Origin of the sequence: Streptomyces sp. NPDC050610, from assembly GCF_040654875.1 — a bacterium.
Lineage (GTDB): Bacteria > Actinomycetota > Actinomycetes > Streptomycetales > Streptomycetaceae > Streptomyces.
On sequence record NZ_JBFAIV010000016.1, the window covers coordinates 14,986 to 38,970 of the forward strand.

Here is a 23,985-nt window from a genome sequence, read left to right on the forward strand (position 1 = left end):
GTGCCTTCGCCGACCAGACGTCCGACCGGAGCGGGGGTTGCGCCGCCCGCCCCGCGTATCACCTCGCGCGCTCAAACCAGATGGCCTTGGCACTCCTTCGAGCAGCCCTTCCGCTCGGCACGCGGCTACACCGTGTACGGAGCAGCAGCCACCGCGCCAGTCCCCGACCCGGCTCGCCGCTCAACGACGCACTGCTGCCAGAACGCGTACATGTCCGGCACCTTGGTGCTCCCCCGGCGGGCCGGGGCTCCCGGGAGATCCGGCCCGCCTTGCGCATCATGCCCAAGGCTCATGAACTGAGGCCCTCGTCAGTGGACTTCGCCTGGATCTCAGGCCCCGTGTTGCCGGGCCACGTCGATGCCGGGCCGAGGCGGTTCAGCGGTAGTAGATCGGCATGATGGTCTGGCTGTCGTCACACCACACCTCGTGGTACCCGTCCGCCTGGGCGTTCGGGAGCTCCTTGGCTTCGCACTCCGCCTTCGAGGGATACCTTTCGGCGCCGACGGGGGTCCAGCCGTCGCCAGGGGGCGCCGCGGCGGACGCGGTGGCGGCGGTCAGTGGAATGGCGACCGCCGCGGCACTGACCGCGAGACCGACGCCGATACGCGTACGCCACGTCTTCATGGTTGTCTCCTCTGCTTGTTCTGCGAGTTCTGAGCCCGTTCGGCTCAGAGGTGTGGTGGGAGCTGGAGTTGGCCAGCCGATGGGATTGACGAAGATGACGGTGGGCGTGGCATCGTCCTGGTCAATGAGCGGACCCCGACCGTCACTTCAGGGTCTGTGCGGTGGTGTCGGCGCTCATTGCGGGCCCCCCGGGCAGTCGGCGATGTGATCTCTCGGTGCGTCACCACTCTGTCCAGGGCCGCTGATGCGGGACTATCGCGCCGCTAACCCCTGGGTAACGTCAGCAGCTCTCACCTGACCGCCGTGGTGATCGGGCCGGCCGTCAGTATCGGCACCCTGGGAGGAGCGCTCCCCCACTTGCTGACGCAGGGTCACCTGAGACAAGACCGCATCCTCGACGAAGCAGCCGAAAGCACCGATCCGCTCCGCCTGACGCGCCTGATGCGCGTGCTCGGCATCGCGGACGTTGCGCTCAACAGTCGCGTCGCAGCTCGTCGGGTAGGGGTCGATGGCCTCAATCCGATACACGTCACAGCCGCGGGCTTGCTGATCGTTCGCGGGTGAGCAACCGATGAGGTGGGGCACGGTCATGGCGGTGACGTCTGTGAGCAGCGCGGGACGCGGGATCGTTCGGCGCCGGGCCGAGCTGTGGTTCGGCTGGTGCACGCTCGGTGTCCTCCGCGGGGAGCGCGCTGTGACGTGGAAGGGACGTCAGGGGCGGACGAGGGCTTTGAGGACGTGGCGGTCGGCCATGACCCGGTAGGCGTCCGGTGTCCGGTCGAGGGTGAAGGTGCGGTCGAAGACGCGGCCAGGGGCGATGGTGCTGTCCAGGACGTCCGGCAGCAGTTGCTCGATGTAGGCGCGTGCGGGACTGGCGCCGCCGGTCAGCTCGCGGATGCGAGCGATGCCCTCCTCGTCCCGCTCGGCGACCACGTCGGTGGCGCCGAACTCGCGGCCCAGGCCGGTGCGGTCTTCGTGGCGGCCGGCGAGTACGACCCGTTCGGCGCCGAGCCGCTTGGCGGCGATCACGGCGCACAGGCCGACCGCCCCGTCCCCCACGACGAGCACCGCGTCCCCGCGGCCGACGTCGGCGGTGACGGCGCCGTGGTGACCGGTGGTCATCACCTCCGACAGGGCCAGCAGCGACGGAAGCAGCACGGAGTCGGCGGCCACGGGCAGCTTGACCAAGGTGCCGGTCGCGTACGGGACCCGGACGGTTTCGCCCTGGCCGCCGTCGACGCCGTCGAAGCCGTACCGGCCGCCGTTTCGGCGCGAGATGTGCAGGCCCTTGGCGCAGTAGTCGCAGGTGTTGTCGCTGTAGGTGAACGGGGCGACGACCAGATCACCGGGTTTCAGGCCGGTCACGTCCGCGCCGGTCTCCTCGATGACGCCGAGGAATTCGTGTCCCATGGGCCGGCCGGTGTCGGTGGCGGGCATGGACGCGTAGGGCCACAGGTCGCTGCCGCACACGCATGCGGCCAGTGTGCGCACCACCGCGTCGGTCGGCTGGACGAGCTTCGGGTCGGGCCGGTCCTCGACGCGGACGTCGCCGGCTCCGTACATCACGGCTGCGCGCGTAAGGGGTGTCACTCCAGACGAGGGGCGGGGCCGCGCCGCGAGAGGCGCGGCGTGCCGGGGCGGGGTCAGCGTTCGAGCATCCGTGCCTGGGCCGCGGTGTGGGTGTCGCCGGCGGCGGGCGGCAGGCTGCTGAGCCTGTGGAATTGCTCGCTGGTCAGCGTGACGGGGTCGGCGGCGGTGTTCTCCTCGATCCGGCTGACGCGCTTGGTGCCGGGGATCGGGGCGATGTCGTCGCCCTGGGCGAGCAGCCAGGCCAGCGCGACCTGTGCGGGCGTGGCGCCGGCTTCGGTGGCAACGGCCTTGACCTCGTCGGCGAGCGCGAGGTTGCGCTGGAAGTTATCGCCGGTGAAGCGGGGGTTGTCGCGCCGGAAGTCGTCCTCGTCGAACTGGTCGGTGGAGCGGACGGTGCCGGTCAGGAAGCCGCGCCCCAGCGGGGAGAACGGCACGAGGCCGATGTTCAGCTCCCGCAGGACGGGCAGGACGCGCGCCTCGATGCCACGGGTCCACAGGGAGTACTCCGACTGCACCGCGGTGACCGGCTGGACCGCGTGGGCGCGGCGGATCGTGTCCGGGCCTGCCTCCGAGAGCCCGAAGGCGCGTACCTTGCCCTCGGTGATCAGCTCTTCGACCGCGCCGGCGGTCTCCTCGATCGGCGTGTTCGGGTCCACCCGGTGCTGGTAGTACAGGTCGATGTGGTCGGTGCCCAGCCGTTTCAGGGAGCCCTCGACGGCGGTGCGTACGTTGACCGGGCGGGAGTCCAGGTTCCACGCGCCGTCGCCACCGTGCGAGACCAGGCCGAACTTGGTGGCCAGCACCGCCTTCTCCCTGCGGCCCTTCAGCGCCCGGCCCAGCAGTTCCTCGTTGGTGTAGGGGCCGTAGATCTCGGCGGTGTCGATGAGCGTGACGCCCAGCTCCAGCGCCCTGTGCACCGTTCTGATCGACTCCGCGTCGTCGGTGCCGGAGCCGGTGTAGCCGTGGGACATGCCCATGGCGCCGAGTCCGATCCGGGAAACCTCCAGGTCACGCAGTTTGATGTATCGCATCTCGCCTTCTCCGGTTGGTGGCGTTGTCCGACTCCCCCGTCTCGCCCGGCTCCTCCCATCTCGCCCGGCCCGGCAGACGGTACCGGTCGGAGCCTGGGCGACGTGGTGGGACCGGCGTTCTTCCTCATTCACTTTCGCCCCGATTGCTCTGGTGTGGCAGGGCGGGCTCTTCAGGGGTATGACAGGGCCCCCTCCGGTCTGCGGGGCGGGTGCCCAGCGGGTGGGACTGGAATCGTGGATTCCGAGAGCGCGCAGGCGAGGGCACTATGTTGGGCCGCTATCTGCGCGCCCGCCGCACCTGAACCGGTCCCGAACACGTCGGCCTCACCGTCGGCAGCGGCGACCTCCGCACCCCCGGCCTGCCCCGCAACCACAGACGGCTTCGGCGGCTCGGTTCGTCCCGGGGTCAGGCGGTTTGGCCTCCGTCGACGACGAGGGCTGTGCCGGTGGTGAAGGCGGCGGCGTCGGAGCACAGCCAGAGCACGGCGGAGGCGATCTCTTCGGGCTTGCCGAGGCGGCCGACGGGTTCGTCGGCGATGAGTCCCGCGCGTCCACCGGGGCGGGTCTCGCCGAAGCGGCGGATCATCTCGGTGTCGATGATGCCGGGGCAGATGGCGTTGACGCGGATGCCGGCGGCGGCGTGGTCGAGGGCCGCGGAGCGGGTGAAGCCGATGATCCCGTGCTTGGCGGCGGCGTAGGCAGCCTGGCCCTTGAACCCTTTGACGCCGGCGCCGGAGGAGACGTTGACGATGGCGCCGCCGCCGTCCTGGTGGAGCATGTGCCGGATCTGGGCGCGGGTGCACAGGAACGAGCCGGTGAGGCTGATCCCGAGGATGCGGTCCCAGTCGTCCTTGGCCGTCTCGGCGGCAGGCTGGACGGGCTGCTCGATGCCGGCGTTGTTGAACGCGGCGTCAAGGCGTCCGAAATGCTCGACGGTGTAGTCGACGGCGGCCTGGACATCGTCTTCGCTGGTGACGTCGCACGGGAGCGCGAGAGCTTGGCCGCCGCCGTCGGCGATCAGCCGCGTGGTCTCCTTCAGGCCGTCCTCGGACAGGTCGACGAGGGCGACCTGTGCCCCGGCGCGGGCGAAGGCGAGCGCGGTGGCGCGGCCGAGGCCGGAGGCGGCTCCGGTGACGAATGCGGTTCTGCCGCGGAAATCGTAGGTGACGTTCACGTCGGTTCTTCTTCCTGCCTGGTGTGCTGGTGTGCCGGCATCAGGGCCGGGCTCAGTCGGTGGCCGCGGCCGCGGCGTACTCCTCGTCGGTGACGGGGGTCAGCCAGTGCACGACGTCGTGGTCGGCGTCGCCCTCGTTGATGGCCACGTGGACCATCAGCCGGTTCGGCGCGGCGCCGTGCCAGTGCTCCTCATCGGCCTCGAACAGGACGCGGTCGCCGGGGCGGATGACTTCCACCGGGCCGCCGCGGCGCCGGCACAGCCCGATCCCTTCGGTGACGAAGACGGTCTGGCCCAGCGGATGACGGTGCCAGTGGGTACGGGCGCCGGGCATGAAGTGCACCAGAGTCGCGATGACGCGGGACGGAGCCGGGGCGGCGGCGACGGCATCGATGTAGACGTCGCCGGTGAACCATTCTGCGGGGCCCTTGACGGTGTCGATCGAGCTGCGGGTGATCTGCACGGTTACTCCTTGCGCGGGTGGTGGGGTGGATGGGCGGGTCAGGGCTTGAGGAGCGCCTTGACGGCGCGGCGCTCGTCCATGGCCCGGTAGCCCTCGGCAACCTGCTCCAGCGGCAGGGTGAGGTCGAAGACCTTGCCCGGGTCGATCCGCCCTTCGAGGACGCGGTCGATGAGATCGGGCAGGTAGCGGCGGACCGGGGCCGGGCCGCCGCGCAGGCCGACGTGGGAGAAGAACAGCTCCTGTCCGTCGACGGCGACGTCGTGGGGAACGCCGACAAAGCCGACGTTGCCGCCGGGCCGCGCGGAGTGCAGGGCCTGCCGCATGGCCTGGGCGGTGCCGACGCACTCCAGCACGCTGTCGGCGCCGGTCCCGCCGGTCAGTTCCTTGATCCGGGCCACGCCCTCGTCGCCGCGCTCGGCGACGATGTCGGTGGCGCCGAACTCGCGGGCCAGCTGCTGCCGCGATGTGTGGCGGCTCATGGCGATGATCCGCTCCGCGCCCATCTCCTTCGCCGCGATCACGCCGCACAGACCGACCGCGCCGTCACCGACGACCAGGACGGTGGAACCGGGCTTCACCTCGGCGGCGTCCGCGGCCCACCAACCGGTGCCCATGACGTCGGAGACGGCCAGCAGACCGGGCCACAGTTCCTCGTCCGGCGCCTCGTCGGTGGCGACCAAGGTGCCTTGGGCGTTGGGGACGCGCACGTAGTCGGCCTGGCAGGTGCTCATGAACTCGCGGTGCAGGCAGTTGGACTGGAAGCCGTTGCGGCAGTTCGCGCAGGTGTTGTCCGAGGTCGCGAAGGACCCGACGACGAACTGGCCCGGCCTGACCGAGGTGACCTCGGAGCCGGTCTCCTCCACGAAACCGACGTACTCGTGCCCCATCGGATGCGGATCGCCGATCGGCTCCGCGCCGCGATAGGGCCACAGGTCGGAGCCGCACACGCAGGTCACGGCCGTGCGGATGATCGCGTCGGTCGGATGGAGGAGCTTCGGGTCGTCCAGGGTCTCGAAGCGGATGTCGCCGGGGGCGTGGATCACTGCGCCGCGCATGAGGAAGATCCTTTACGTGCTGAGGCGTGCGGCACCCGGTGTCCGGGGCCGTCGCCGAGTACAGGGCGGGTACGCGCCCGGGTGAAGGCCGGGCGAAAAGCACCACGTCATCCACGTAACCCGCTCCCAGCGCGGGGAGCGAGACACCCTCAAGGGGTGTACCGCCAGTACACCCCTACGGCCGCTGGCGGGACGTACCGTCGAAGACGTGGACAACCAAGCAGAGGTCCGCGAGTTCCTCACCTCGCGGCGCGCGAAGATCACCCCCGAACGGGCGGGCCTCCCCTCCGGCAGCCGCCGGCGGGTCCCCGGCCTGCGCCGCAGCGAGGTCGCCGCCCTGGCCGATGTCAGCGTGGAGTACTACGCCAAGCTGGAGCGCGGCAACCTCGCCGGCGTCTCCCCGGCCGTACTCGAATCCGTCGCCCGCGCCCTCCAGCTCGACGACGCCGAACGCGCCCACCTGCTGAACCTGGCACAGGCCGCCGACGGCTCCGACGCCCTCACCCGGCCCCGCCGCCGCACCGCCCGGTCCTGGACTCCGCACCGCAGCCTGCGATGGGTACTCGACGCCGTCACCGCCGGACCGGCCTTCGTCCGCAACGGCCGGATGGACCTACTCGCCGTCAACCAGCTCGCCCGCGCCTTTTACGCCGACGTCTACGCCGCGGCCGGCAACCAGGCGAACCTGGCCCGCTTCCAGTTCCTCGACCCGGCCTCCCGCCGCTTCTACCCCGACTGGGAGCAGGCCGCCGACATCGCCGTCGCCATCCTGCGCACGGAAGCCGGACGCAATCCCCACGACAAGGACCTCCACGACCTCGTCGGCGAGCTGTCCACCCGCAGCGACGACTTCCGCACCCGCTGGGGCGCCCACAACGTCCGCCACCACGGAACCGGCACCAAACGCTTCCACCACCACGCCGTCGGCGACCTCACCCTCGCCTACGAGGGCCTGGAAATGGCCGCCGAACCCGGCCTCACCCTCACCGTCTACGCCGCCGAACCCGAATCACCCTCCGAAGAGGGGCTGCGGCTGCTCGCCACCTGGGCCGCAACGCAAGAAGCCGCCGCGCCGGCAGGGCAACCGTGAACAGGCGACGAATAGTCCTTGAGCGTCTGCGGACGCCGGACCCCCGTGGCGCGGCCCAGGCCAAGGGGAACGGTTCGCACATCACAAGGAGGAGGACGAGCAGGCGCAGAGGCGGGAGTCGGTCTGAACGAGGGCTGCGATGCGACGACGCCGATTTCCTAGCAGGCGCCGCGCCGCAGGTGCCCCACCACCGACAGTTCGGCGTTCCTGCTGGCTGCAAAGGTGACCGTTGGCAGAAACGCGCCGCACCGGCCCTTCCCGATCACCGTCATCGGACTGGCTCTGCGGGTCAGGTGGACGTCTGTCCACCTGGGTGGGCGATCCATTTGTGCCATTGGCTGTCGAGAACGATGTCAGCCAGTTTCTGGTAGCCGCCGCTGCCTGGATGAGCGCCGTCGCCTGCCAGGGCCTCCTCGGTCCAGGTGGGGTCGTCGGCCAGGGCCTTGGTCGTGGCGATGAAGGGGACGTTTCGTGTCCGGCAGAGGGCGGCCATCTTGTCGGCGAGTTCCGAGGCCCGTCGCAGATGTCGTTCGCCAGCGTCGATGACCGGAGGGGGCCCCACCACCAGGGGAGCGACGGCCTGGCGCCGGCTCTCGTCCAGGACGGTTGCCAGGTTGTCCAGGCAGCGGGCCGGGGCGACGCGGACCCTGCCGTCCTCCTCGACCATGTCGTTGCTGCCGAAAGAGACAACCAGCCGGTTGTCGGCGCCGGGCAGCATCCGCGGCCCGATCTCCTGCCAGCAGCGCGCCAGGACATCCTCGGAGGTGTTGCGCCTGATGCCGAGGTTGAAAGCCGTGATATCGCCGCGGGTGGCCTGGAGCACCCGACCGACCCAGCCTCGGTACTCCGGATCGCCGATCCCCTGAACGAAGGAGTCACCGACAAAACACACTCGTACGTTCCTGCTCATTCGGCCAACCCTACGAGCGAGTCCGACGCGTACATGCTCCGGGAGGAGCCGGTACGCATCTCGGCATCCGCTCCCGCCGCTGACAGCTGCCGCTGGAAAGTAGCCGCTCTCGGGGAATTCCAGGTGGCCGCTCTGAGTCTTGCGCCGCTCACCCTGCCGTAGCAGCAGCGGCCCAGACCGGCACTCCGGCGATCGACAGCTACGTCCGCCCGCCGAACTTCCTGTTCGTCTCAGCCGAGACGTCTGTTGGAGCGGTTACGGGTACCCGGACCAACGCTGCCGTGCCCAGCCAGGCCATACGGGATGGTGGGCAGAGCACGGCACGCGCATCGAGCAGGGCCGGGTTTACCGGGCGCAGCGCCCTTGACCAGCGACTACGCCAGTGTTCAAACATCTCCATCCGTCGCGGGAGCGGAGCTCTGATCGCTGAGGCGTGGGGCGTTCGTCATGGCGGTGAGGGTGGTGGTGATGAGATCGCGCAGCCAGCGGTGAGCGGCGTCGCGGTCGTGGCGGGCGTGCCAGGCGAGGACGACCGGGATGGGCGGGGTGGGCTCGGGCAGCGGGTAGCTCCGTAGGCCGGTGGGGAGCAGGACCGCGCCGAACAGTGCCGGGGCGACCGTGATCAGATCGTGGGCGGCTACCGTACGCAGCGCCAGGCTCAGCGTCGGCACGGTGAACGCGACTGTCCTGCGCACGTTGTGACGCTCGATCAGGCCGTCGAGGCGGTCGTGGGTCCGGCCGCGCCGGGACACTACGACGTGCGGCACGGCGGTGAAACCTTCCCAGGCCGAGGGGTTGCACGGCAGGTCGTCGCGGGCGACGACGGTCAGGCTGTCGGTGGCCACGGCGGCTGTGCGCGTGTCGGGATGCTGCGGGAACTCGTCGGAGATCTGGAGGTCGACGGTCCCCCGGCGCAGTTCGTCGACGGTGGTCACGGCCTCACCGAGCACGCGCAGGCAGACGCCGGGCGCGGTGGCGGCGAACGGGCCGGCGAGGCGCGGCAGCAGCGCGTCAGCCACTACGTCGTTGCACTGGAGCGTGAAGGTGCGGACCAGCGTGCCCGGGTCAATCTCGGCGGTCGGTGCGAGGACCGCGTGGGCGCGGGTGACGATCTCGTGCACCTCGTCGCGGATCTCTTCGGCGTACGGCGTGGGCAGCATCGCTCGCCCGGCGCGGACCAGGATCTCGTCGCCGGTCGCCCGCCGGATCCGGCTCAGGGTGCGGCTCATGGCCGGCTGTGAGAGGTGCAGGCGATCGGCGGCGGCGCCGACGCTTCCCTCGTCGAGCAGGGCGTCCAGCGCGGTGAGCAGGTTCAGATCCAGATGCATGCAGGTAATGCTATGGATCTGAAGCATGCATTTGTGGTTATCTCTCGTTGCCTCTTCACTGGATCGCAGGCGCTGGTAGGCGCCAGTGACGGGCGGAGCTGAGCATGCGTACTGTCATCGCCGGAGGCGGCCTGGTCGGGCTCACCACCGCGGCGTCTCTTCGGCTGATCGGCCATGAGGTCACGGTGCTGGAACAGGCGCCGGATGTACGTGCCGCCGGTGCGGGGATCGGTCTGTGGCCCAACGCGCTGCGCGAGTTCGACCGGATCGGCATAGGTGCGGCGGTCCGCCGCATGGGCAGAGAGATCGACACCTGGTTCTTCGACGCCGCCGGCCGCCCGGTCCGCGCCCCCGGCTCCGAGGCGAGCGACCACCGATTCCTGCTCGTACCGCGGCCCGGGCTGAACAATCTGCTCGCCGATGCCGTCGGCCGGGACCGGGTCCTCCTCGGCTCGCACGTGACCGGCTACACCGAGAAGAAGTCGGAGGCCGTCGTCAGCTTCGCCGACGGCAGGGAGCTGCGTACGGACCTACTGATCGGCGCGGACGGGGTCCACTCCCGTGTGCGAGCCCAACTCGTGCCGGGCAGCGACGCCGAGGTGCACGCCGGGCACTACGCCTGGCGCGCGATGGTGCCGGCCGGGGGCGAACGGCCCGAGGGCACAGTGCTCACGGTCGGGCGGGACCGTACCCGCGGTGGATACGCGCGAGTCTCGGAGAGCCAGACCATGTGGATGGTCAACCAGTTCGAGGCCGGCCCGCTCACCGGCGGCAAGCGGCAGCGCGCCCTGCGGCGTGCCCGGAGCCTCGCCGAGGGCGGTTGGCACGACGACCTGCTGGAGATGATCGCCGGCACCCCGGAGGAGGCCATCCTGGAGAACCAGATCATGTTCGTCCCCCCGCTGCCGCGCTGGGCCAGTGCGCGGGTCGCGCTGATCGGAGACGCTGCACACGGACTGTCCCCGCACATCTCCGCGGGCGGCACCCTCGGCATCGAGGACGCCGGTGTCCTGCGCGCCGCTCTGGCCGGCGAGCACGATACGGCCAAGGCTCTTGCCCGCTACGAAGCCGCCCGCACCGCCCGGTTCGACGCCGTGCGCGAGCACGCCGCCGCCGTTGAACAAGCCTCTGACGCCGCCGAGTTCGCCCAGCGGTATGCCGCCTTCAGCCACTGGATGCTGACCACGGCACCCGACACCTGAGCCGGCACGGCGGCTGATGTCCTCGACGAACCGCATCAGCCTCCGGGGGCAGAACGAGGCCCTATACGAGCGGCGGACCGACCGGGGCGGAGTCGCCGACGTGCCGACCGCCCGGACTCTCCTCGGCTCGCGGCGAGACCCGTGGCACCAGCAGGCCGGCGGCAGCTGCGGGCCCCACCAGGGCGCCGCTCGCCGGAACTCGGCACGTAGATCGTCGCCTTCAAACCCACCGGGCTGATGCGGGCCCCGCGCAACGTTCGTGGATCTGGCGCCCCGTCACCCAGCACCCGGTGCGTACGCCATCGCGCCATGTCGGCTGGACGACGCGACCGCCTCCTGCCCCCGCTCAGCCCGCACCCACCTCATGCGCTCCGCCCACCGACCATCCCTGAAGGGATGCCTCATGACAATCCAACCGCACCTCCCCGCGAGGGCCGGTGACTTATGGTCGACTGGCTGAAGCTCGCCGAATCGCTCATCGCCTCACCGTGGTTGTACGCCGTGCTCATCGCGGTGTCCTTCCTCGACTCCTTCCTCCCGCTGATCCCGAGCGAACCCGTCGTGATCGTCGCGGGCGTCTACGCCGCAACCGGGCAGACCGATATTTTCCTCGTCATAGCGGCCACGACGCTCGGCGCCTCGCTCGGCGACCTCGTCCCCTACTCCGTAGGACGACTGCTGGGCGTACGCATCCTCAAACGCCTGCCGCCCGGCACCAAGCGCCGGGCGGCACACGACTGGTTCACCCGCGAGCTCGACGCCCGCGGCGGCTTCATCCTGGTGACCACACGGTTCATCCCGGTGGGGCGTTACCTGGCCACCTTGTCCACCGGGATCGTCGGCTACCCGTTGGGCAAGTACGTACTGTTCGTCACCTTCGCCACCGCCACTTGGAGCGCTTACACCGCGCTCACCGGCTATTTCGGCGGCGTCGTGTTCCAAGAGAACACACTGCTGGCGATCGCCGTCGGTGTCGGGCTCGCGTTCGTGGTGACCGGTGTCATCGAAGGCGTACGCCACATCCGCCGCCGCAAGAGCGCCGCCGCGCCGGGCGCAGCCGTCGACTGACACCTCCGCCTGCGTGCGCTACTTCGTCAAGAGTCACGGGCGGCAGGAGTGGTGCAAGCCGTCACGCGGCAACCGCGCCCGAGCAGCTCGCCACTACAGACGTCAGCGCACCGTAGTTGATGGCGGTTCCGCCCCGGCTTGATCACTCACGGGCAACCCCAGGGCCGTACCAACGCGATGGCACCATGGATTCTCCCACTGTGGGGACAAGCGCTCCCCCACTGCCGTCGAGCACATCAGCGCCGAGTTCGCCGCCGCCCGCCCCAGCCAACGACAACTCACGCCCGGCCCTCATTCACTGACCCGGCGGTGCCACAACCCTCGTTACTCTCCGCCACCAGCAGCCGGACCGCTCCGACATAGCCCAGGAGCTCGGCTCTCACGGGCAACCGACCGCCGAAGTCGACGCGGACGATCCGCCCGCCGACCGTATGCCGCGCCCGCTGCGCTCGACGGCGTCCCCACAGCCTTCAGGAGCGGATGCGGTCGGCCTCGTTGTCCCCGTCGGCACGGCCGGTGCCGGTGCCGGTGACGGCCGCGAACGAGGCCGTTCGCCGTGCCAGCGTGGCGCGTTGATTTCCTCGAAGCGGCGTTCAGTGTTCGGGCGGCAATAGCCGCTCCAGGTAGACGTCCAGCATCCGGGCGGTCTCCGCCGGAGGCAGCGCCTCGGGGGCGGTGACCGCGTCGAACATGAGGCCGTCGACCAGCGCGAGGAGCAGCCGGGCCTCACGCTCCGGGGCGGGTCGCGGCTGCCCGCTCGACGCGGCGAGCGCCGCGCCGAGCGCGAGCCGCAGTTCGTCGCCGATCGCGGTCAGCGTTTCGCGCTGGATGTCCGCGAGGGCGGGCGAGGTGACGGACCGGGCCGCGAAGGCGAGGTAGACGCGGCACTCGGCGAGCCGCCGCGCGTCGAGCGGCAGCAGTTGACGCAGGGCGGCTCGCATCGACTGGCGGGGGTCCGCCGTCGCGTCGAGGCGGGCGATCCGGGCGCGGGTGCGCTCCACGACCCGTCGAAAGGCGAAGGCCAGCATCTCGTCCTTGGTCGAGAAGTAGTACTGCACCGCCCCGATGGATACGCCTGCCGCGGACGCGACCTCGCGGACGCTGACCTGGTCGAGGCCGCGGGAGCCCGCGATGTGCAGTAGCGCGTCCGCCAGCTGTTCCTGTCGAGATTCACTCACGAGAGTACAATACGGATGTATGGGACATTACGGAAGTAGTCGACATGTGGCGCTCGGCCTGTTCACCGTCACCGGGGTCGCGGTGGGCCTGGTCTGGGCGTGGTGGCTCATCGACCCCACCGCGCCGCAGGGCGCCCTTCTGCCCGCCGTCGTCAGTGCCGTCCTCGCGGCCAACATCCCCCTCACGCTGGCCAGTGCGCGCCTCAAACGCGCCCTGGTGGCCCCCGTGCAGCGATACCTGATCAATCCGCCGATCCGCCTTCTTCTGCGCATGGGGCTGATGCCCCTCGGCTACGCCCTGCTGGAGACGCGGGGACGCAGCAGCGGCCGGCCCCGCACCACGCCGGTCGGCAACGGCCGCCGGAAGGACACGTTCTGGATCGTCGCCGAGCACGGGCAACGCGCCGGATACGTGCGCAACATCCAGCGCTGCCCGCGGGTGCGGGTCAGGCTGCGCCAAGGTTGGCGCTTCGTGTGGCGCGAGGGCACGGCCCACCTGCTCCCCGACGACGATCCGTACGCACGGCAGCGGCGACTGAGCCGCTTCCACCCGCTGCGCGCCCTGAACGCGATCGTCGTCCGCGTCATGGGAAGCGAGCTGATGACCGTGCGCATCGACCTGAACCCCCTCCCGCAGCGCCGCGAACACGGTGCCATCACCGACCGCGCCCCCGCTTCGGCGACCGCTGCCGCTACCCGCAGCCCCAGGCTCCGGGCCGGGCACTGACCAGCCCCGTAGGCGCCCCCTGGGACGGCAGCGCCCGCTCTCAAAGTCGCGCCGACGCGGCGAGGGCGTCTGAACCCGTACCGTCATCGACCGACTCCAACCGCCCCGCCCCCGGACAGATGAAGGCCGGGGCCGGGTGCCGGCGGTCACACTGCCGAGAGACGGAGGCCGGTGCGTGAGTGAATAGGGGGCATGCTTTTCGACTTCGCGTACGACCACGACGGTGAGCGGCTCAGCGGTGTGTACGGCGGTGATCCTTCCGGGGTCACCGCCGTGGTGTTGCATGGTGCCGGTGCCGGCAGTAAGGAGCGGCTGCTGCCGTTGGTACGGGAGTTCGTGGGCCATGGCTGTCGCGGGATCGCCTTCGACTTCTCCGGGCACGGCGAAAGCACCGGGGAACTCGGCGAGTTGAGCCTGCGGCGACGGTTCGAGCAGGCCGTCGCGGTGATCGACGCGTACGCGGGCGCGGACGGGCCGCTGGTCCTGGTGGGGTTCAGCATGAGCGGCCAGACGGTGGCCGATCTCGTCCGGCACTACGGGGATCGAGTGGCGGCGCTGGGGCTGTGCGCGCCCGCCGTGTACGCGCCCGAGGCGTGGGACGTGCCCTTCGGGGACGGGAACGGCCGGTTCAGCGGGATCATCCGGCGGCCGGACAGCTGGCGGGAGGCGCCCGCGCTTCAGGTGCTGCGGGCGTACGAGGGCCGGGCGGTGCTCGCCGTGCCGGGCACGGACGCGGTGATCCCGCCCGCGGTGACCGAGGCCGTACAGGACGCGCTGGCCGCGCGCGCCCAGTACACGCGGTTCGACCTTCCGGACGCACAGCACCAGCTCGGCATGTGGTTCCGCGATCACGGCGACGACCGGCGAGGTCTCGTGGAGGCGGTGCTGACCGGCCTCGGCGACCGGGGCTGGTCGGCGACGCGTGCGTGGGTGGCCAAGCAGCTCGACGACGGCCGCTCGGTCGCCGACTCGCGTTTCCTGTCCGGTGGTTGGAGCTCCCAGATGCGCCGGCTCACGCTCGACGACGGCGCGGAGCTGGTGCAGCGGACCTTTGTGAAGCCGTTCTTCCGCCATCACGGGCCCGGGCTGCTGGCCCGCGAGGCGTCCGTCCTGGCGCTGCTCGCCGGGCAGGAAGGCATCCCGGCGCCCGGTCTCGTCGCCGTGGACGCCACGGCCGAGCACTGCGACCACCCGACCCTGTTGATGTCCGCGCTGCCGGGCCGCGTCCGCGTGGACGAGGACGACGAGGACGACGAGGACGACGAGGACGACCTCGACCGTCGTGTGGATCTGCTCGCGGCCCAGCTCGTTCGCGTCCACGGCGTCGTACCGTCCGAAAGACCGCGTACGTACCAGGCGTGGACGTCCCCAGAACGCGTCCGCACCTCGGACAGCCCCTTGTGGGAGCGGGCCGTGGACGTGATCCGCCGCTCCGCGCCGCCGTACGTAGGCTGCTTTCTGCACCGCGATTTCCACCCCGGGAACGTGCTCTTCACGGGAGCCGGACCCACACTGCGGATCACCGGCGTCGTGGACTGGGTCGAGACGTCGTGGGGGCCTGCCGATCTCGACGTGGCGCACTGCTCGACCGCGCTCGCGCTGCTGCACGGGCCGGCGTACGGGCTGGGCTTCCGCGAGCGGTACGAAGCACACGGCGGCCGCCGCCTCGCCGACGCCCCCGACCACCTGTACTGGCGGCTGCTCGACGCCCTGCACTACTGCCCCGACGCGGCGAAACTGGCCGGGCCCTGGCGCGAACTGGGACGGGACGACCTGACGACCGAGGTGCTGGAGGAACGGCTGGAGGCGTACGTGGACGGCTTGCTGCGGCAGTACGGCTGACCGGTCCGAGAGCGCCGTAGGAGTCCTGGAGCCCGCCCTCGCCTCACACTTCCGCCAGCGCAGCCCCGAGGCAGCGGCGCGAGGTGTCAGTTACCCGGGTCGGAGGCGGCGCCCGCCTGGCGGGGGCGGGCCAGGACCAGCCCTTCGATGCTCTGGTTGAGCTCGCTCAGCAAGGTCAGGAAGTGCTGAGTCGTCTCGTCCGTCCACTCTGTCGTCTCGATGAGGCGGGCGGTGCCTTCGAGGCCGATCGCCCGGTCCGCTCGGAGCCGTTCCAGGCCGAGGGCGGTGGGCCGGTACTTGCGCGCCATGCCGCCGTCGGGGTCGGGGATGCGTTCCACCAGGTCCTTCCGGAGCATGGCGCTGACCTGCCGGTTGATGGTGGAGAGGCCGACGTGGAAGGTGTGGGCCAGCTCCTTGAGGGTGAGCGGCTCGCCGGTCTCCAGTCGCGTGAGCAGCACGTAGGCGGAGCGTTCCAGCGTCTGGCCCATGCGGGGTCCGCGTGAGGCGATGAAGTGGCGGGACAGGAGGGTCATCTCCCGTTCGAAATCGTTGAGCCGACGCTCTTGTTCATCCATGTTTCTGCCCTTCCCGCGCCGACACCTCGCCCCATCATCCTGCATGCCCGCTGCCACGCGCCCCAGCACTCCCCCCTTTATGCATAATGCAATATGTGTGTACTATGCATAACAGATGCATGATGCACATCAGGTCGTGCACTGTTCTCTCCCCCGCCCCCTCCCCGCGAGTAATGGAGTGACGCGTGAGCGCAGACCCGTCCGAGGGACCTCCCGCCATCGCCTATCCGACAGCGCGTGCCCGCCCCTTCAGTCCGCCCGCCGGGTTCGGCCGGCTCCGTGCCGTTCCGGGGCTGCCGCGGGTCCAGGCCCTGGAGGGCGCCCAACCGCGGTTGATCACGCGCTACGAGGACGCCAAGACCGTCCTGTCGAGCCCGATACGGCGGAGCGCGTTGGCGCCGTGACGCTGAAGACGCTTGACGACGCGCGGGCCTTGACCGGGCGGCTGCGCCCGGGGCGGCGCCTGGTCGTGGTGGGCGGCGGGTTCCTGGGCACCGAGACGGCGTGGACGGCGCTGTCCATGGGGTGCGAGGTCACCCTCGTGGCCTCGACGCCCACCGTGCTGCCAGGGCTCGGCCGCCAGGTCGGTTCCCTCGCCGGGGAACGGCTCGCCGCGGCCGGTGCCGCGGTACGCACCGGGGTCGCCGTCGAGACCGTACGCCAGGTCGACGGACTGCCCGGGAACGGGGACGGAGACGGGGACGGGGACCTCGAAGTCCTGCTGGACGACGGCACACGGCTGCCCGCCGAGACCGTGCTCACCGCGATCGGCTCGGCGCCGGACGTCGGCTGGTGCGCCGCGGCGGGGCTCGACCTGTCCGACGGCATCCGGTGCGACGCCGCCGACCGCGCGGCATCGGGCGTCCACGCCTGCGGCGACGTAGCGGCTTCGTACCGCCCGCCGCGCGGTCGGCACCTGCGCCTGGAACACCGGACGCACGCGGGCGACCAGGCCCGCGTGGTCGCCGCGGATCTGCTGGGCGAGCACCGGGAGCCGGACCGGGCGCCGTTCTTCCGGACTAACCAGGGCCCCCACAAGATCGTCGTACACGGGCTCATCACGCCCGAGGCGGAGTTCGAGGCCCATGAGGTCGATACGGAACACGACCGCTTGGCCGGCGTCTATCGGGCGGACGGGCGCGTCTGCGCCGTACTCGGCTGGAACGCCCCGAAGCAGGTCCTCCGCCTGCGCCGCGAGCTGCTCACCGGCTCTGGGCCGGCTTCCGTCAGTCCCCCACTCGCAGGCGCGCCGAAGCCCGGATAGCCGCGCCGCCCATTACCCGCCCCCAGGACGCAGACCCCTCAAGGAGATCTCCCATGTCGACCGGTTCCCCTCGCACGCGAGGGCCGGGCGCGATCACCGCCGTGATCGCCCTCGGCGGCATCGTCGTATCGCTCATGCAGACGCTCGTCGTGCCGATCATCCCGCAGTTGCCGCGGCTGCTCCACGCCTCGGCTTCCGACGCGTCGTGGGTGATCACCGCCACGCTCCTCGCGGCTGCCGTGGTCACCCCCATCTCGGGCCGGCTCGGCGACATGTACGGCAAACGGCGGGTCCTGATCGCCAGCCTGGTCGTGCTCGTCGTGGGCTCCGTCGTCTGCGCCCTCTCCGACAGCCTGGTCCCGGTGATCGTGGGACGCGCGTTGCAGGGCCTGGCCACCGGCCTCATACCGGTCGGCATCAGCGTCCTGCGCGACGAGCTGCCGGCCGCCCGGGTGGGCGGCGCCGTCTCGCTGGTCAGCGCCACACTCGGCGTCGGCGGCGCGATCGGTCTGCCGGTGTCGGCCGCCATCGTCCAGAACGCGAACTGGCACGTCCTGTTCTGGCTCGCGGCCGGGCTCGGCGCCGTCTGCCTGCTGCTGGTGACCCTGCTGCTGTCCGAATCGCCGAACCTGTCACCGGGGCGGTTCGACGCCCTGGGCGCGGCCGGTCTGGCAGCCGGCCTGGTGCTCCTGCTGCTGCCGGTCACCAAGGGCGGCGACTGGGGCTGGACCAGCGGTACGACCCTGGGCCTGTTCGCGGCGGGAGCCGCTGTCCTGGTCCTGTGGGGCTGGTACGAGACGCGCGTGTCCCAGCCGCTGGTGGACCTCAGGGTCACCGTGCGCCGTCCCGTACTGTTCACCAACCTGGCGTCCATCCTGGTCGGTTTCGCCATGTACGCCATGTCGCTGACCCTGCCGCAGCTGTTGCAGTCGCCCAAGGCCACCGGCTACGGGCTGGGGCAGTCCGTCCTGGCCGCGGGCCTCGCTCTGGCGCCGGGCGGCCTGGTCATGATGGCCCTCTCCCCCGTCTCCGCCCGCATCACCGCCCGGTACGGCCCCCGCACCTCCCTGCTCACCGGAGTCGCCGTCATCGGCGTGGGGTACGGCGCGGGGCTGCTGCTGATGTCGCAGGTATGGCAGATCGTCGTCACCTCGATGATCATCAGCGCCGGCGTCGGCATCGCGTACGCCGCCATGCCCGCGCTCATCATGGACGCCGTCCCCGTGACCGAGACGGCGTCCGCCAACGGGATCAACGCGCTCATGCGCTCCATCGGCACCTCTACGGCCAGCGCGGTCATGACGGCCATCCTGGCGAACATGACCATGCGGCTCGGCTCCGCGCAGCTACCGACGGAGAGCGGTTTCCGCATGACCTACGTGGTCGCGATGCTCGCCACGGTCGCCGGCCTGCTGCTCACCCTCGCGATCCCGCGCGCCCGCGCCGCCTCCGCCGAGCGCGGCGACCGCCCCGCCGGGCACGCCGCACCCGCGTCGGCCACCACCGGCGAGCTCTGACCCCACGGGCGCACACCCGCCCGTACGCACGAGACCCCGTACGCACCACGCCCCTACGCACGATCCCGTGCACACCACGCCGTACGCACGCACCACAAGGAACACGAACATGAACCGACTGCAGGACAAAGTAGCCGTCATCACCGGAGCCGGAAGCGGCATCGGCCGCGCCGCCGCGGAACTCATGAGCAAGGAGGGGGCCCGCGTCGTCGTCGCCGACTACGACACCGAGGCCGCCCGCGAGACCGCGGACGTCATCACGGCGGCAGGCTGCCAGGCGCTTCCCCTCACGGTGAACGTCCTCGAAGAGGACTCCGTCGCCGACATGATCACCGCCACCGTCGACGCGTACGGCGCGCCGCACATCCTGTGCAACCACGTCGGCGGCACCAGCCCCCGTACCGATCTCGACCTGCTCCGCATGGACATGGACGAATTCGACCGCGCCGTCGCCCTCAACATGCGGAGCACCCTCCTCGGCTCCCGCCACGCGATCCCCCACATGATCCGCGCCGGCGGCGGCTCCGTCATCAACACCGCTTCCGTCGCCGCGCTCGTCGGCGACGTGACACAGACCGCCTACGGCGCGGTCAAGGCCGCGGTCGTCAACATCACCAAGTCCATCGCCACCCAGTACGGGCCCGAGAACATCCGCTGCAACGCCATCGCCCCCGGCGCGGTGGTGACCCCCGCCCTGGAGAACAACCTCCCCCAGGAGGTGGTCGACAGCCTCAAGAAGGGCAACGCCCTGCCGTACTTGGGCGCTCCCGAGGACATCGGCCACGTCATGGTGTTCCTCGCCTCCGAAGAGTCCCGGTACGTCACCGGCCAGCTCCTCGTCGCCGACGGCGGCATGACCATGCAGTCCTCCGCCGCACCCGGCCGCCGTGCCATGCTCCCCGACTGATGGTGGGGCGAACCTGATGGCGGAGCGGCGGTCAGGGCGCTTCACCCGTGGGCGCACCACGTCTCGTGGAGCGCGGAGGCGATGTCGTCCCGCGTTCTGGCGGCGAGGCGGCGGCTGGTGACCAGGCTCAGGGGGACCGCCGGGAGGGGCGGGAGGGCGGCGAGGCGGCGCAGGCCCGTTTCCCGGTCGCGGGTCTGCGGGAGGGCGGTGATTCCGCCGGTGGTCCTGACGGCGGCGAGCAGACTGATGAGGTCGGCGCACTCGCGGGCCAGCCGTCGGCCTGATGCCGCCTCGGAGGCGAGGATGCGTTCCCGAATGGCGCAGGGGGCGGTGAAGGCGATGAGTTTGCCCGTCTCCGGCGCCCGGTCGGCGGGGCCGACCCAGGTCAGGGGGATGTCGGCGATGTGGCGGGTGCCGTGGCCGAGGTCGCCGATGCCGAGCGCGACGTCCGCCGAGCGGTCGTGGACGGATTCGCGTACGCGCGCGCTGCGGTGGAAGCGGAAGCGGATGGGCCGGTCCGGGTGATCGCGGGCGAGTACCCGGGCGACGGCGCGGAGCAGTGGTTCGGTGGCGTGATCGGTGGAGACGACCACGAGATCCCCGGCGTCGGGTCCCAGCAGGCGGCTCAGGGCGGCGTCGTGTTCGCCGAGCAGCCGGTACGCCTCGCGCAGCAGGTCCTCGCCGCGGGAGGTGAAGGCGATGCTGCGGCCCTGGCGCGTCACGACGGGGAACCCCAGCTCCGATTCGAGGCGGCGCAGGTGTCCGCTGACGGCCGCCTGCGAGAGGTGCAGGGCGTCGGCGGCCCTGCGTACTCCGCCGAAGGAGGCCACGGTGACCAGGCTGCGCAGACAGGTGATGTCGAGGGTTGCCACCCCCGCATTGTGGCCGGTGGCCGGTGAACCGCCGCGGGCGGAGTACCGATCGCGATTCGTGATCGGTCATGCACGCGTCCGGCTGGTGGTGCTGGGATCGACGCCATGAACCAGCGCCTTCTGCCGGCCGTCACCGTCCTGCTCTACGCCGTGAGTTATCCGCTCGGCGCCCTCACCCTCGGCTCCATCACGCCCTTCCTGCTGATCCTGCTGCGCTTCGTGCTCAGCGCCGTGCTGATGTGGGCCGTCGTGGCCGTCCGGCGCATCCCGCTGCCGCGCGGGCGGGTGCTCGCCTGGACCGTCGCCGGCGGGGTGCTGGTGCAGGGGGTGCAGTTCCTGGGCTTGTACTGGGGTATGGCCCACGGCGTCAGCGCCGGCATCGCGTCGCTGGTGATCGCGATGAACCCGGTCGCCACCGCCGTCCTCGCCCGGCTGCTGCTGGGCCGGCGGGAGAACCGATGGGGACTGCTCGCGCTCGCCTGCGGTGCGATGGGGGTGGTCGCGGCCTGCCTGCCGCGGCTGCTGTCCGACCCGGGCGTGGGCCCGGGACTGATAACCGTCCTCATCGCCCTGGGAGGGCTGTCCGCCGGCTCCCTCCTCCAGGGCAGGAAACTGCGCGGAGTGGACCCCTTCGTGTTCACCGCCATCGGCGTCACCGGTTCGATCCCGCCGGCCGGCGTTCTCGCCCTCACCGCCCCGCAGCGCGTTTCCGATCCGGTGCCCGCCGTCGGCCTGCTCGTCGTGCTGGTGTTCATCAGCGCGCTCGCCATGGTCTGCTACGCGGGCTGCGTCCGGCGCATGGGGGCCAGAGGGGCGTCGGTCCTGTTCGCCCTGATCCCCGCGGTCGCCGTGGTCGCGGCCTGGTGCCTGCAAGGCACGCCCATCGACGGCACCACCGCTGTCGCCCTCGTCTGCGGCACGCTCGCGTGCCTCGCTCAGACCCGGGCAGCGCGTACCGCGCCCGCAGCGCCGGTCCCGGCTGCCCCGGAGCCCGTGCTGGACCGTACGCTCCCTCAACCGATCACCCCGGAGAACCACAGATTCAGGCGCTGAGGCCGCGAACCCGCACCCCCTCCAGCCGCGCCCGCCGCCGTGCGCCCGTCGAGCAGGGCGCGGGCCTGCCCGTACGGCAGCTCCGCCTCGCTCCGGGGAAAACGGTGGGCCGGGGTGGTCGTCATGGCCAGGCGCCCCGACTGGCGATCGAGCGCCGGGACGGGGGCCAGGGACTCCCCGATCGGCTCGGTCGGCGCGGGTGAGACACTGTTTGTCATCAAGTGAAGACATCACCTGATGACAATGCCTGACGACAGGAGCAGTCCATCCCGTGCACCCGATATCCGGCCCCGCCCCCTCCGCCTGGCGGCAACGGGCATTGGTCCCCGTTCTGGTATCCCTCGGCATGCTCGTCGCGATCATCAGCAGCCTCGGCGCGCCGCTGATCCCGACCATCGCCGCCGTGGATCATGTTTCGACCGCCGACGCGCAGTGGTCCCTGACCGTCACGATGCTGGTCGGGGCCGTGGCCACGCCGGCCATGGGGCGTCTGGGCGACGGGCCGCACCGCAGGAGGGTGATCCTGACCGGTCTCGCCGTGGTGCTCGTCGGAAGCCTGCTGGCGGCGCTGCCGCTCGGGTTCGCCAGCCTCATCGCGGGGCGGGCGCTCCAGGGCGTGGGCATGGGGCTCGTTCCACTGGCGATCGCCACGGCGCGCGACTCCGTGCCGCCGGAACGGGCCCGGTCGGCGTTGTCGACGCTGTCGCTCACGACAGCGGCCGGCGTCGGCATCGGCTACCCGGTCACCGGACTGCTCGCCGAGAACCTCGGGATGTACGCGGGGTTCTGGTTCGCTGTGATCGCCACCGCTGTGGCCCTCGTCACCGCGGCCGTCGTGCTCCCCGCCGCTCCGCAGCGCCCGGCGCACCCGATGGACACCCCCGGGGCGGTGCTGCTCACCCTCGGCATGAGCGGGCTCCTGTTCACCCTCACCCAGGGGGAGCACTGGGGCTGGGGATCGCCCCGGCTGCTGGCCCTGGGAGCCGTCTCGGTGCTGCTGCTGACCGGCTGGGTTCTGCAGGAACTGCGTTGCGATCACCCGCTGGTGGATCTGCGCCTGGTCCGCGACCGTACGGTCTTCGCCGCGCACCTGACCACCATGATGGGCGGCATCGGCATGTACCTGCTGATCTCCTTGGTCACGCGGTACGTTCAGACGCCGTCCAGCGCCGGGTACGGCTTCGGGGCCTCCGTGGTGGTCACCGGACTGATCCTGGTGCCGTTCTCGGCGGGCAGCCTGGTGGCCGGCCGCGTGGTGCGCATCCTGGTCCGGAACCGGCCGCCGGTGCGTATGCTGCCCGTGAGCTGCCTGTTCTCCCTCGCGGCCCTGCTGACCTTCGTGTTCGCCCACGACAGCCTGTGGGAGGTGTTCGTGACGATGGCCCTGGCCGGACTCGGCGTCGGCGTCAGCTTCGCGGTCACGCCCGGGCTCATCGTCGAAGGCGTCCCCGCGCACGAAACGGGCAGCGCCATGAGTTTCAATCAGGTCGTGAAGTACATCGGATACTCCGCCGGCAGCGCCCTGAGCGCCGTGATCCTCCAAGCGGCCGGCACCCCCGGGCAGGAGCTGCCGCCCGAGAGCGGATACCGGACGGCCGGGCTGACGGGGTGCGCGATCTGGGCCGCCACCGCCGTGGTGGCGTACGTCCTGATCCGCATGGGTGCGCGCGGCGCCTCGGCGAGGGCCGGAGCCGAACGTCGGGCGGTCGTGGCCAGCAGCGGCCCGGGCCCGGACAGCGCGGGCACGGACGGCGCGAACCTCGTCGCGGGCACCGGGGCGGAGCGGTGAGCGGCGAGGCGCCGGGGCGCCGCCGCGACGCGGCGCGCAGCCGTGAGCTTCTCCTGACGGCGGCGAGCGAGCTGTTCGGCGAGCGGGGTTTCGACCGCACGACCATCCGCGACATCGGCGAGCGGGCCGGCGTGGACCCGGCCCTGATCGCACGCTACTTCGGCAGCAAGACGCTGCTGTACATCGCGGCGCTGCACGCCGAACAGGGCGGTGTGGCCGCGGCCGACCTCTTCGACGAGCAGAGGCTGCGCGAGGTCTTCGACAGAACCGACCGGCGCGGCCCCGTCCCGCTGCTCCAGGTCGCGGTGCAGCCGCTGGGCGACCGGGCGGCTCAGGACGCCGCACGCACGACCCTGCACGCGCGGCTCGTCGAGCCCCTTCACGAGCGCTTCGTCCGCGAAGGGGCCGACCGGCCGCAGTTGCGCGCCGAGCTGGTGGCGGCGGCCATGACCGGGATCCTGCTGGGCCGGCACTCCGGAGCCTTCGACGAACTGGCCCAGGCCGATCCCGGCGATCTGATCGAAGTGCTCCGCGACACCCTCCTGAGCGAGGACTGACCGCCGGCCGCTGACCACGGAGCGGCGCGGAACACGGTCGGGATGACCTTGCCGTGGACCGCGCACCCCGTAGCCCGTACGCCGTACCAGCGGGCGCCGTACGACGCGAAGACGGCCGGTGGTCGGGCGTGCACGAGTCCTCCGGAGGCGGTGCGGACCCGCGGCCTGG

General features: G+C 71.2%; 24 protein-coding genes and 1 pseudogene. 13 read left to right on the forward strand and 12 right to left on the reverse strand.

The window, feature by feature from the left end:
• Window positions 1-375: 375 nt before the first annotated feature.
• The 7 genes from AB0I22_RS20495 to AB0I22_RS20525 form a co-directional block, all read right to left on the reverse strand.
• On the reverse strand, window positions 376-624 hold the full coding sequence (locus AB0I22_RS20495) for a hypothetical protein (protein WP_363132247.1): 249 nt from the start codon (window positions 622-624) through the stop codon (window positions 376-378).
• Window positions 625-876: 252 nt separating this feature from the next.
• The gene (locus AB0I22_RS20500; RefSeq protein ID WP_363132249.1) at window positions 877-1,290 is read right to left on the reverse strand and encodes a hypothetical protein; all 414 of its coding nucleotides are present in this window, start codon (window positions 1,288-1,290) and stop codon (window positions 877-879) included.
• Window positions 1,291-1,335: 45 nt separating this feature from the next.
• The gene (locus AB0I22_RS20505; protein ID WP_363132410.1) at window positions 1,336-2,187 is read right to left on the reverse strand and encodes an alcohol dehydrogenase catalytic domain-containing protein; all 852 of its coding nucleotides are present in this window, start codon (window positions 2,185-2,187) and stop codon (window positions 1,336-1,338) included.
• Window positions 2,188-2,267: 80 nt separating this feature from the next.
• Entirely contained in the window at window positions 2,268-3,245 is a 978-nt protein-coding gene (locus AB0I22_RS20510) for an aldo/keto reductase (protein WP_363132250.1), read from the reverse strand.
• 406 nt (window positions 3,246-3,651) lie between these two features.
• Window positions 3,652-4,419, reverse strand: coding sequence for an SDR family oxidoreductase (locus AB0I22_RS20515; RefSeq protein ID WP_363132251.1), 768 nt, complete (start codon window positions 4,417-4,419; stop codon window positions 3,652-3,654).
• Window positions 4,420-4,471: 52 nt separating this feature from the next.
• Window positions 4,472-4,882, reverse strand: coding sequence for a cupin domain-containing protein (locus tag AB0I22_RS20520; RefSeq protein ID WP_363132252.1), 411 nt, complete (start codon window positions 4,880-4,882; stop codon window positions 4,472-4,474).
• A 38-nt stretch (window positions 4,883-4,920) separates the two neighbouring features.
• Window positions 4,921-5,937: a zinc-dependent alcohol dehydrogenase family protein gene (locus tag AB0I22_RS20525; RefSeq protein ID WP_363132253.1), complete on the reverse strand. Its 1,017-nt coding sequence runs from the start codon at window positions 5,935-5,937 to the stop codon at window positions 4,921-4,923.
• A gap of 208 nt (window positions 5,938-6,145) precedes the next feature.
• Between AB0I22_RS20525 and AB0I22_RS20530 the strand changes: the two genes are divergently transcribed.
• A complete protein-coding gene (locus AB0I22_RS20530) occupies window positions 6,146-7,027 on the forward strand; it encodes a helix-turn-helix transcriptional regulator (protein ID WP_363132254.1) in 882 nt (293 codons plus the stop codon).
• 289 nt (window positions 7,028-7,316) lie between these two features.
• Here AB0I22_RS20530 and AB0I22_RS20535 read toward each other — a convergent pair whose 3' ends face one another.
• Together AB0I22_RS20535 and AB0I22_RS20540 are read right to left on the reverse strand one after the other, a co-directional pair.
• Window positions 7,317-7,937, reverse strand: a complete 621-nt coding sequence (locus tag AB0I22_RS20535; RefSeq protein WP_363132255.1) for a GDSL-type esterase/lipase family protein — start codon at window positions 7,935-7,937, stop codon at window positions 7,317-7,319.
• A gap of 386 nt (window positions 7,938-8,323) precedes the next feature.
• A complete protein-coding gene (locus AB0I22_RS20540; RefSeq protein WP_363132256.1) occupies window positions 8,324-9,265 on the reverse strand; it encodes a LysR family transcriptional regulator in 942 nt (313 codons plus the stop codon).
• Window positions 9,266-9,369: 104 nt separating this feature from the next.
• Between AB0I22_RS20540 and AB0I22_RS20545 the strand changes: the two genes are divergently transcribed.
• The 3 genes and pseudogenes from AB0I22_RS20545 to AB0I22_RS20555 all read left to right on the forward strand — a co-directional run.
• The gene (locus AB0I22_RS20545; RefSeq protein WP_363132257.1) at window positions 9,370-10,467 is read left to right on the forward strand and encodes an FAD-dependent monooxygenase; all 1,098 of its coding nucleotides are present in this window, start codon (window positions 9,370-9,372) and stop codon (window positions 10,465-10,467) included.
• A 444-nt stretch (window positions 10,468-10,911) separates the two neighbouring features.
• Window positions 10,912-11,535, forward strand: a complete 624-nt coding sequence (locus AB0I22_RS20550; RefSeq protein WP_363132258.1) for a DedA family protein — start codon at window positions 10,912-10,914, stop codon at window positions 11,533-11,535.
• Between the two features lie 10 nt (window positions 11,536-11,545).
• Window positions 11,546-11,677 (forward strand): annotated as a pseudogene (locus AB0I22_RS20555) (CGNR zinc finger domain-containing protein); the annotation flags it as partial.
• Window positions 11,678-12,128: 451 nt separating this feature from the next.
• Here the strand turns inward: AB0I22_RS20555 and AB0I22_RS20560 are convergent.
• Window positions 12,129-12,713, reverse strand: a complete 585-nt coding sequence (locus AB0I22_RS20560) for a TetR/AcrR family transcriptional regulator (RefSeq protein ID WP_363132259.1) — start codon at window positions 12,711-12,713, stop codon at window positions 12,129-12,131.
• Between the two features lie 238 nt (window positions 12,714-12,951).
• On the opposite strand from AB0I22_RS20560, the gene AB0I22_RS20565 reads away from it, so the two are divergent.
• On the forward strand, window positions 12,952-13,440 hold the full coding sequence (locus tag AB0I22_RS20565; RefSeq protein ID WP_363132411.1) for a nitroreductase/quinone reductase family protein: 489 nt from the start codon (window positions 12,952-12,954) through the stop codon (window positions 13,438-13,440).
• 192 nt (window positions 13,441-13,632) lie between these two features.
• Entirely contained in the window at window positions 13,633-15,282 is a 1,650-nt protein-coding gene (locus tag AB0I22_RS20570) for an alpha/beta fold hydrolase (protein ID WP_363132260.1), read from the forward strand.
• Window positions 15,283-15,368: 86 nt separating this feature from the next.
• Here AB0I22_RS20570 and AB0I22_RS20575 read toward each other — a convergent pair whose 3' ends face one another.
• Window positions 15,369-15,857 (reverse strand): MarR family transcriptional regulator, encoded by a 489-nt coding sequence (locus AB0I22_RS20575; RefSeq protein WP_363132261.1) that lies wholly within the window; start codon window positions 15,855-15,857, stop codon window positions 15,369-15,371.
• A 185-nt stretch (window positions 15,858-16,042) separates the two neighbouring features.
• On the opposite strand from AB0I22_RS20575, the gene AB0I22_RS20580 reads away from it, so the two are divergent.
• The 4 genes from AB0I22_RS20580 to AB0I22_RS20595 all read left to right on the forward strand — a co-directional run bounded on the left by AB0I22_RS20580 (window position 16,043) and on the right by AB0I22_RS20595 (window position 19,545).
• Window positions 16,043-16,261, forward strand: coding sequence for a hypothetical protein (locus AB0I22_RS20580; RefSeq protein WP_363132262.1), 219 nt, complete (start codon window positions 16,043-16,045; stop codon window positions 16,259-16,261).
• The gene (locus AB0I22_RS20585) at window positions 16,258-17,121 is read left to right on the forward strand and encodes an FAD-dependent oxidoreductase (protein ID WP_363132263.1); all 864 of its coding nucleotides are present in this window, start codon (window positions 16,258-16,260) and stop codon (window positions 17,119-17,121) included. The genes AB0I22_RS20580 and AB0I22_RS20585 overlap by 4 nt, the downstream gene beginning before the upstream one ends.
• A gap of 53 nt (window positions 17,122-17,174) precedes the next feature.
• On the forward strand, window positions 17,175-18,638 hold the full coding sequence (locus AB0I22_RS20590) for an MFS transporter (protein ID WP_363132264.1): 1,464 nt from the start codon (window positions 17,175-17,177) through the stop codon (window positions 18,636-18,638).
• A gap of 109 nt (window positions 18,639-18,747) precedes the next feature.
• The gene (locus tag AB0I22_RS20595) at window positions 18,748-19,545 is read left to right on the forward strand and encodes an SDR family NAD(P)-dependent oxidoreductase (protein ID WP_363132265.1); all 798 of its coding nucleotides are present in this window, start codon (window positions 18,748-18,750) and stop codon (window positions 19,543-19,545) included.
• 41 nt (window positions 19,546-19,586) lie between these two features.
• On the opposite strand, the gene AB0I22_RS20600 is transcribed toward AB0I22_RS20595, so the two are convergent.
• Window positions 19,587-20,417: a LysR family transcriptional regulator gene (locus AB0I22_RS20600; protein ID WP_363132266.1), complete on the reverse strand. Its 831-nt coding sequence runs from the start codon at window positions 20,415-20,417 to the stop codon at window positions 19,587-19,589.
• Between the two features lie 105 nt (window positions 20,418-20,522).
• On the opposite strand from AB0I22_RS20600, the gene AB0I22_RS20605 reads away from it, so the two are divergent.
• The 3 genes from AB0I22_RS20605 to AB0I22_RS20615 all read left to right on the forward strand — a co-directional run bounded on the left by AB0I22_RS20605 (window position 20,523) and on the right by AB0I22_RS20615 (window position 23,816).
• On the forward strand, window positions 20,523-21,470 hold the full coding sequence (locus AB0I22_RS20605; protein WP_363132267.1) for a DMT family transporter: 948 nt from the start codon (window positions 20,523-20,525) through the stop codon (window positions 21,468-21,470).
• 271 nt (window positions 21,471-21,741) lie between these two features.
• Window positions 21,742-23,259 carry an MFS transporter gene (locus AB0I22_RS20610; RefSeq protein WP_363132268.1) on the forward strand — a complete coding sequence of 506 codons (1,518 nt, stop codon included), beginning with the start codon at window positions 21,742-21,744 and terminating at the stop codon, window positions 23,257-23,259.
• Window positions 23,256-23,816 carry a TetR family transcriptional regulator gene (locus tag AB0I22_RS20615; RefSeq protein WP_363132269.1) on the forward strand — a complete coding sequence of 187 codons (561 nt, stop codon included), beginning with the start codon at window positions 23,256-23,258 and terminating at the stop codon, window positions 23,814-23,816. The genes AB0I22_RS20610 and AB0I22_RS20615 overlap by 4 nt, the downstream gene beginning before the upstream one ends.
• The last annotated feature ends 169 nt before the right edge of the window (window positions 23,817-23,985 follow it).

What these genes read in the sequence shown, in the direction of transcription:
- AB0I22_RS20570 (WP_363132260.1), top strand. Translation starts at nt 13,633, where the DNA reads ATGCTTTTCGACTTCGCGTACGACCACGACGGTGAGCGGCTCAGCGGT.
- AB0I22_RS20595 (WP_363132265.1), top strand. Translation starts at nt 18,748, where the DNA reads ATGAACCGACTGCAGGACAAAGTAGCCGTCATCACCGGAGCCGGAAGC.
- AB0I22_RS20510 (WP_363132250.1), bottom strand. Translation starts at nt 3,245, where the DNA reads ATGCGATACATCAAACTGCGTGACCTGGAGGTTTCCCGGATCGGACTC.
- AB0I22_RS20505 (WP_363132410.1), bottom strand. Translation starts at nt 2,187, where the DNA reads ATGTACGGAGCCGGCGACGTCCGCGTCGAGGACCGGCCCGACCCGAAG.
- AB0I22_RS20590 (WP_363132264.1), top strand. Translation starts at nt 17,175, where the DNA reads ATGTCGACCGGTTCCCCTCGCACGCGAGGGCCGGGCGCGATCACCGCC.
- AB0I22_RS20605 (WP_363132267.1), top strand. Translation starts at nt 20,523, where the DNA reads ATGAACCAGCGCCTTCTGCCGGCCGTCACCGTCCTGCTCTACGCCGTG.
- AB0I22_RS20525 (WP_363132253.1), bottom strand. Translation starts at nt 5,937, where the DNA reads ATGCGCGGCGCAGTGATCCACGCCCCCGGCGACATCCGCTTCGAGACC.
- AB0I22_RS20495 (WP_363132247.1), bottom strand. Translation starts at nt 624, where the DNA reads ATGAAGACGTGGCGTACGCGTATCGGCGTCGGTCTCGCGGTCAGTGCC.
- AB0I22_RS20575 (WP_363132261.1), bottom strand. Translation starts at nt 15,857, where the DNA reads ATGGATGAACAAGAGCGTCGGCTCAACGATTTCGAACGGGAGATGACC.
- AB0I22_RS20540 (WP_363132256.1), bottom strand. Translation starts at nt 9,265, where the DNA reads ATGCATCTGGATCTGAACCTGCTCACCGCGCTGGACGCCCTGCTCGAC.
- AB0I22_RS20545 (WP_363132257.1), top strand. Translation starts at nt 9,370, where the DNA reads ATGCGTACTGTCATCGCCGGAGGCGGCCTGGTCGGGCTCACCACCGCG.
- AB0I22_RS20535 (WP_363132255.1), bottom strand. Translation starts at nt 7,937, where the DNA reads ATGAGCAGGAACGTACGAGTGTGTTTTGTCGGTGACTCCTTCGTTCAG.
- AB0I22_RS20550 (WP_363132258.1), top strand. Translation starts at nt 10,912, where the DNA reads ATGGTCGACTGGCTGAAGCTCGCCGAATCGCTCATCGCCTCACCGTGG.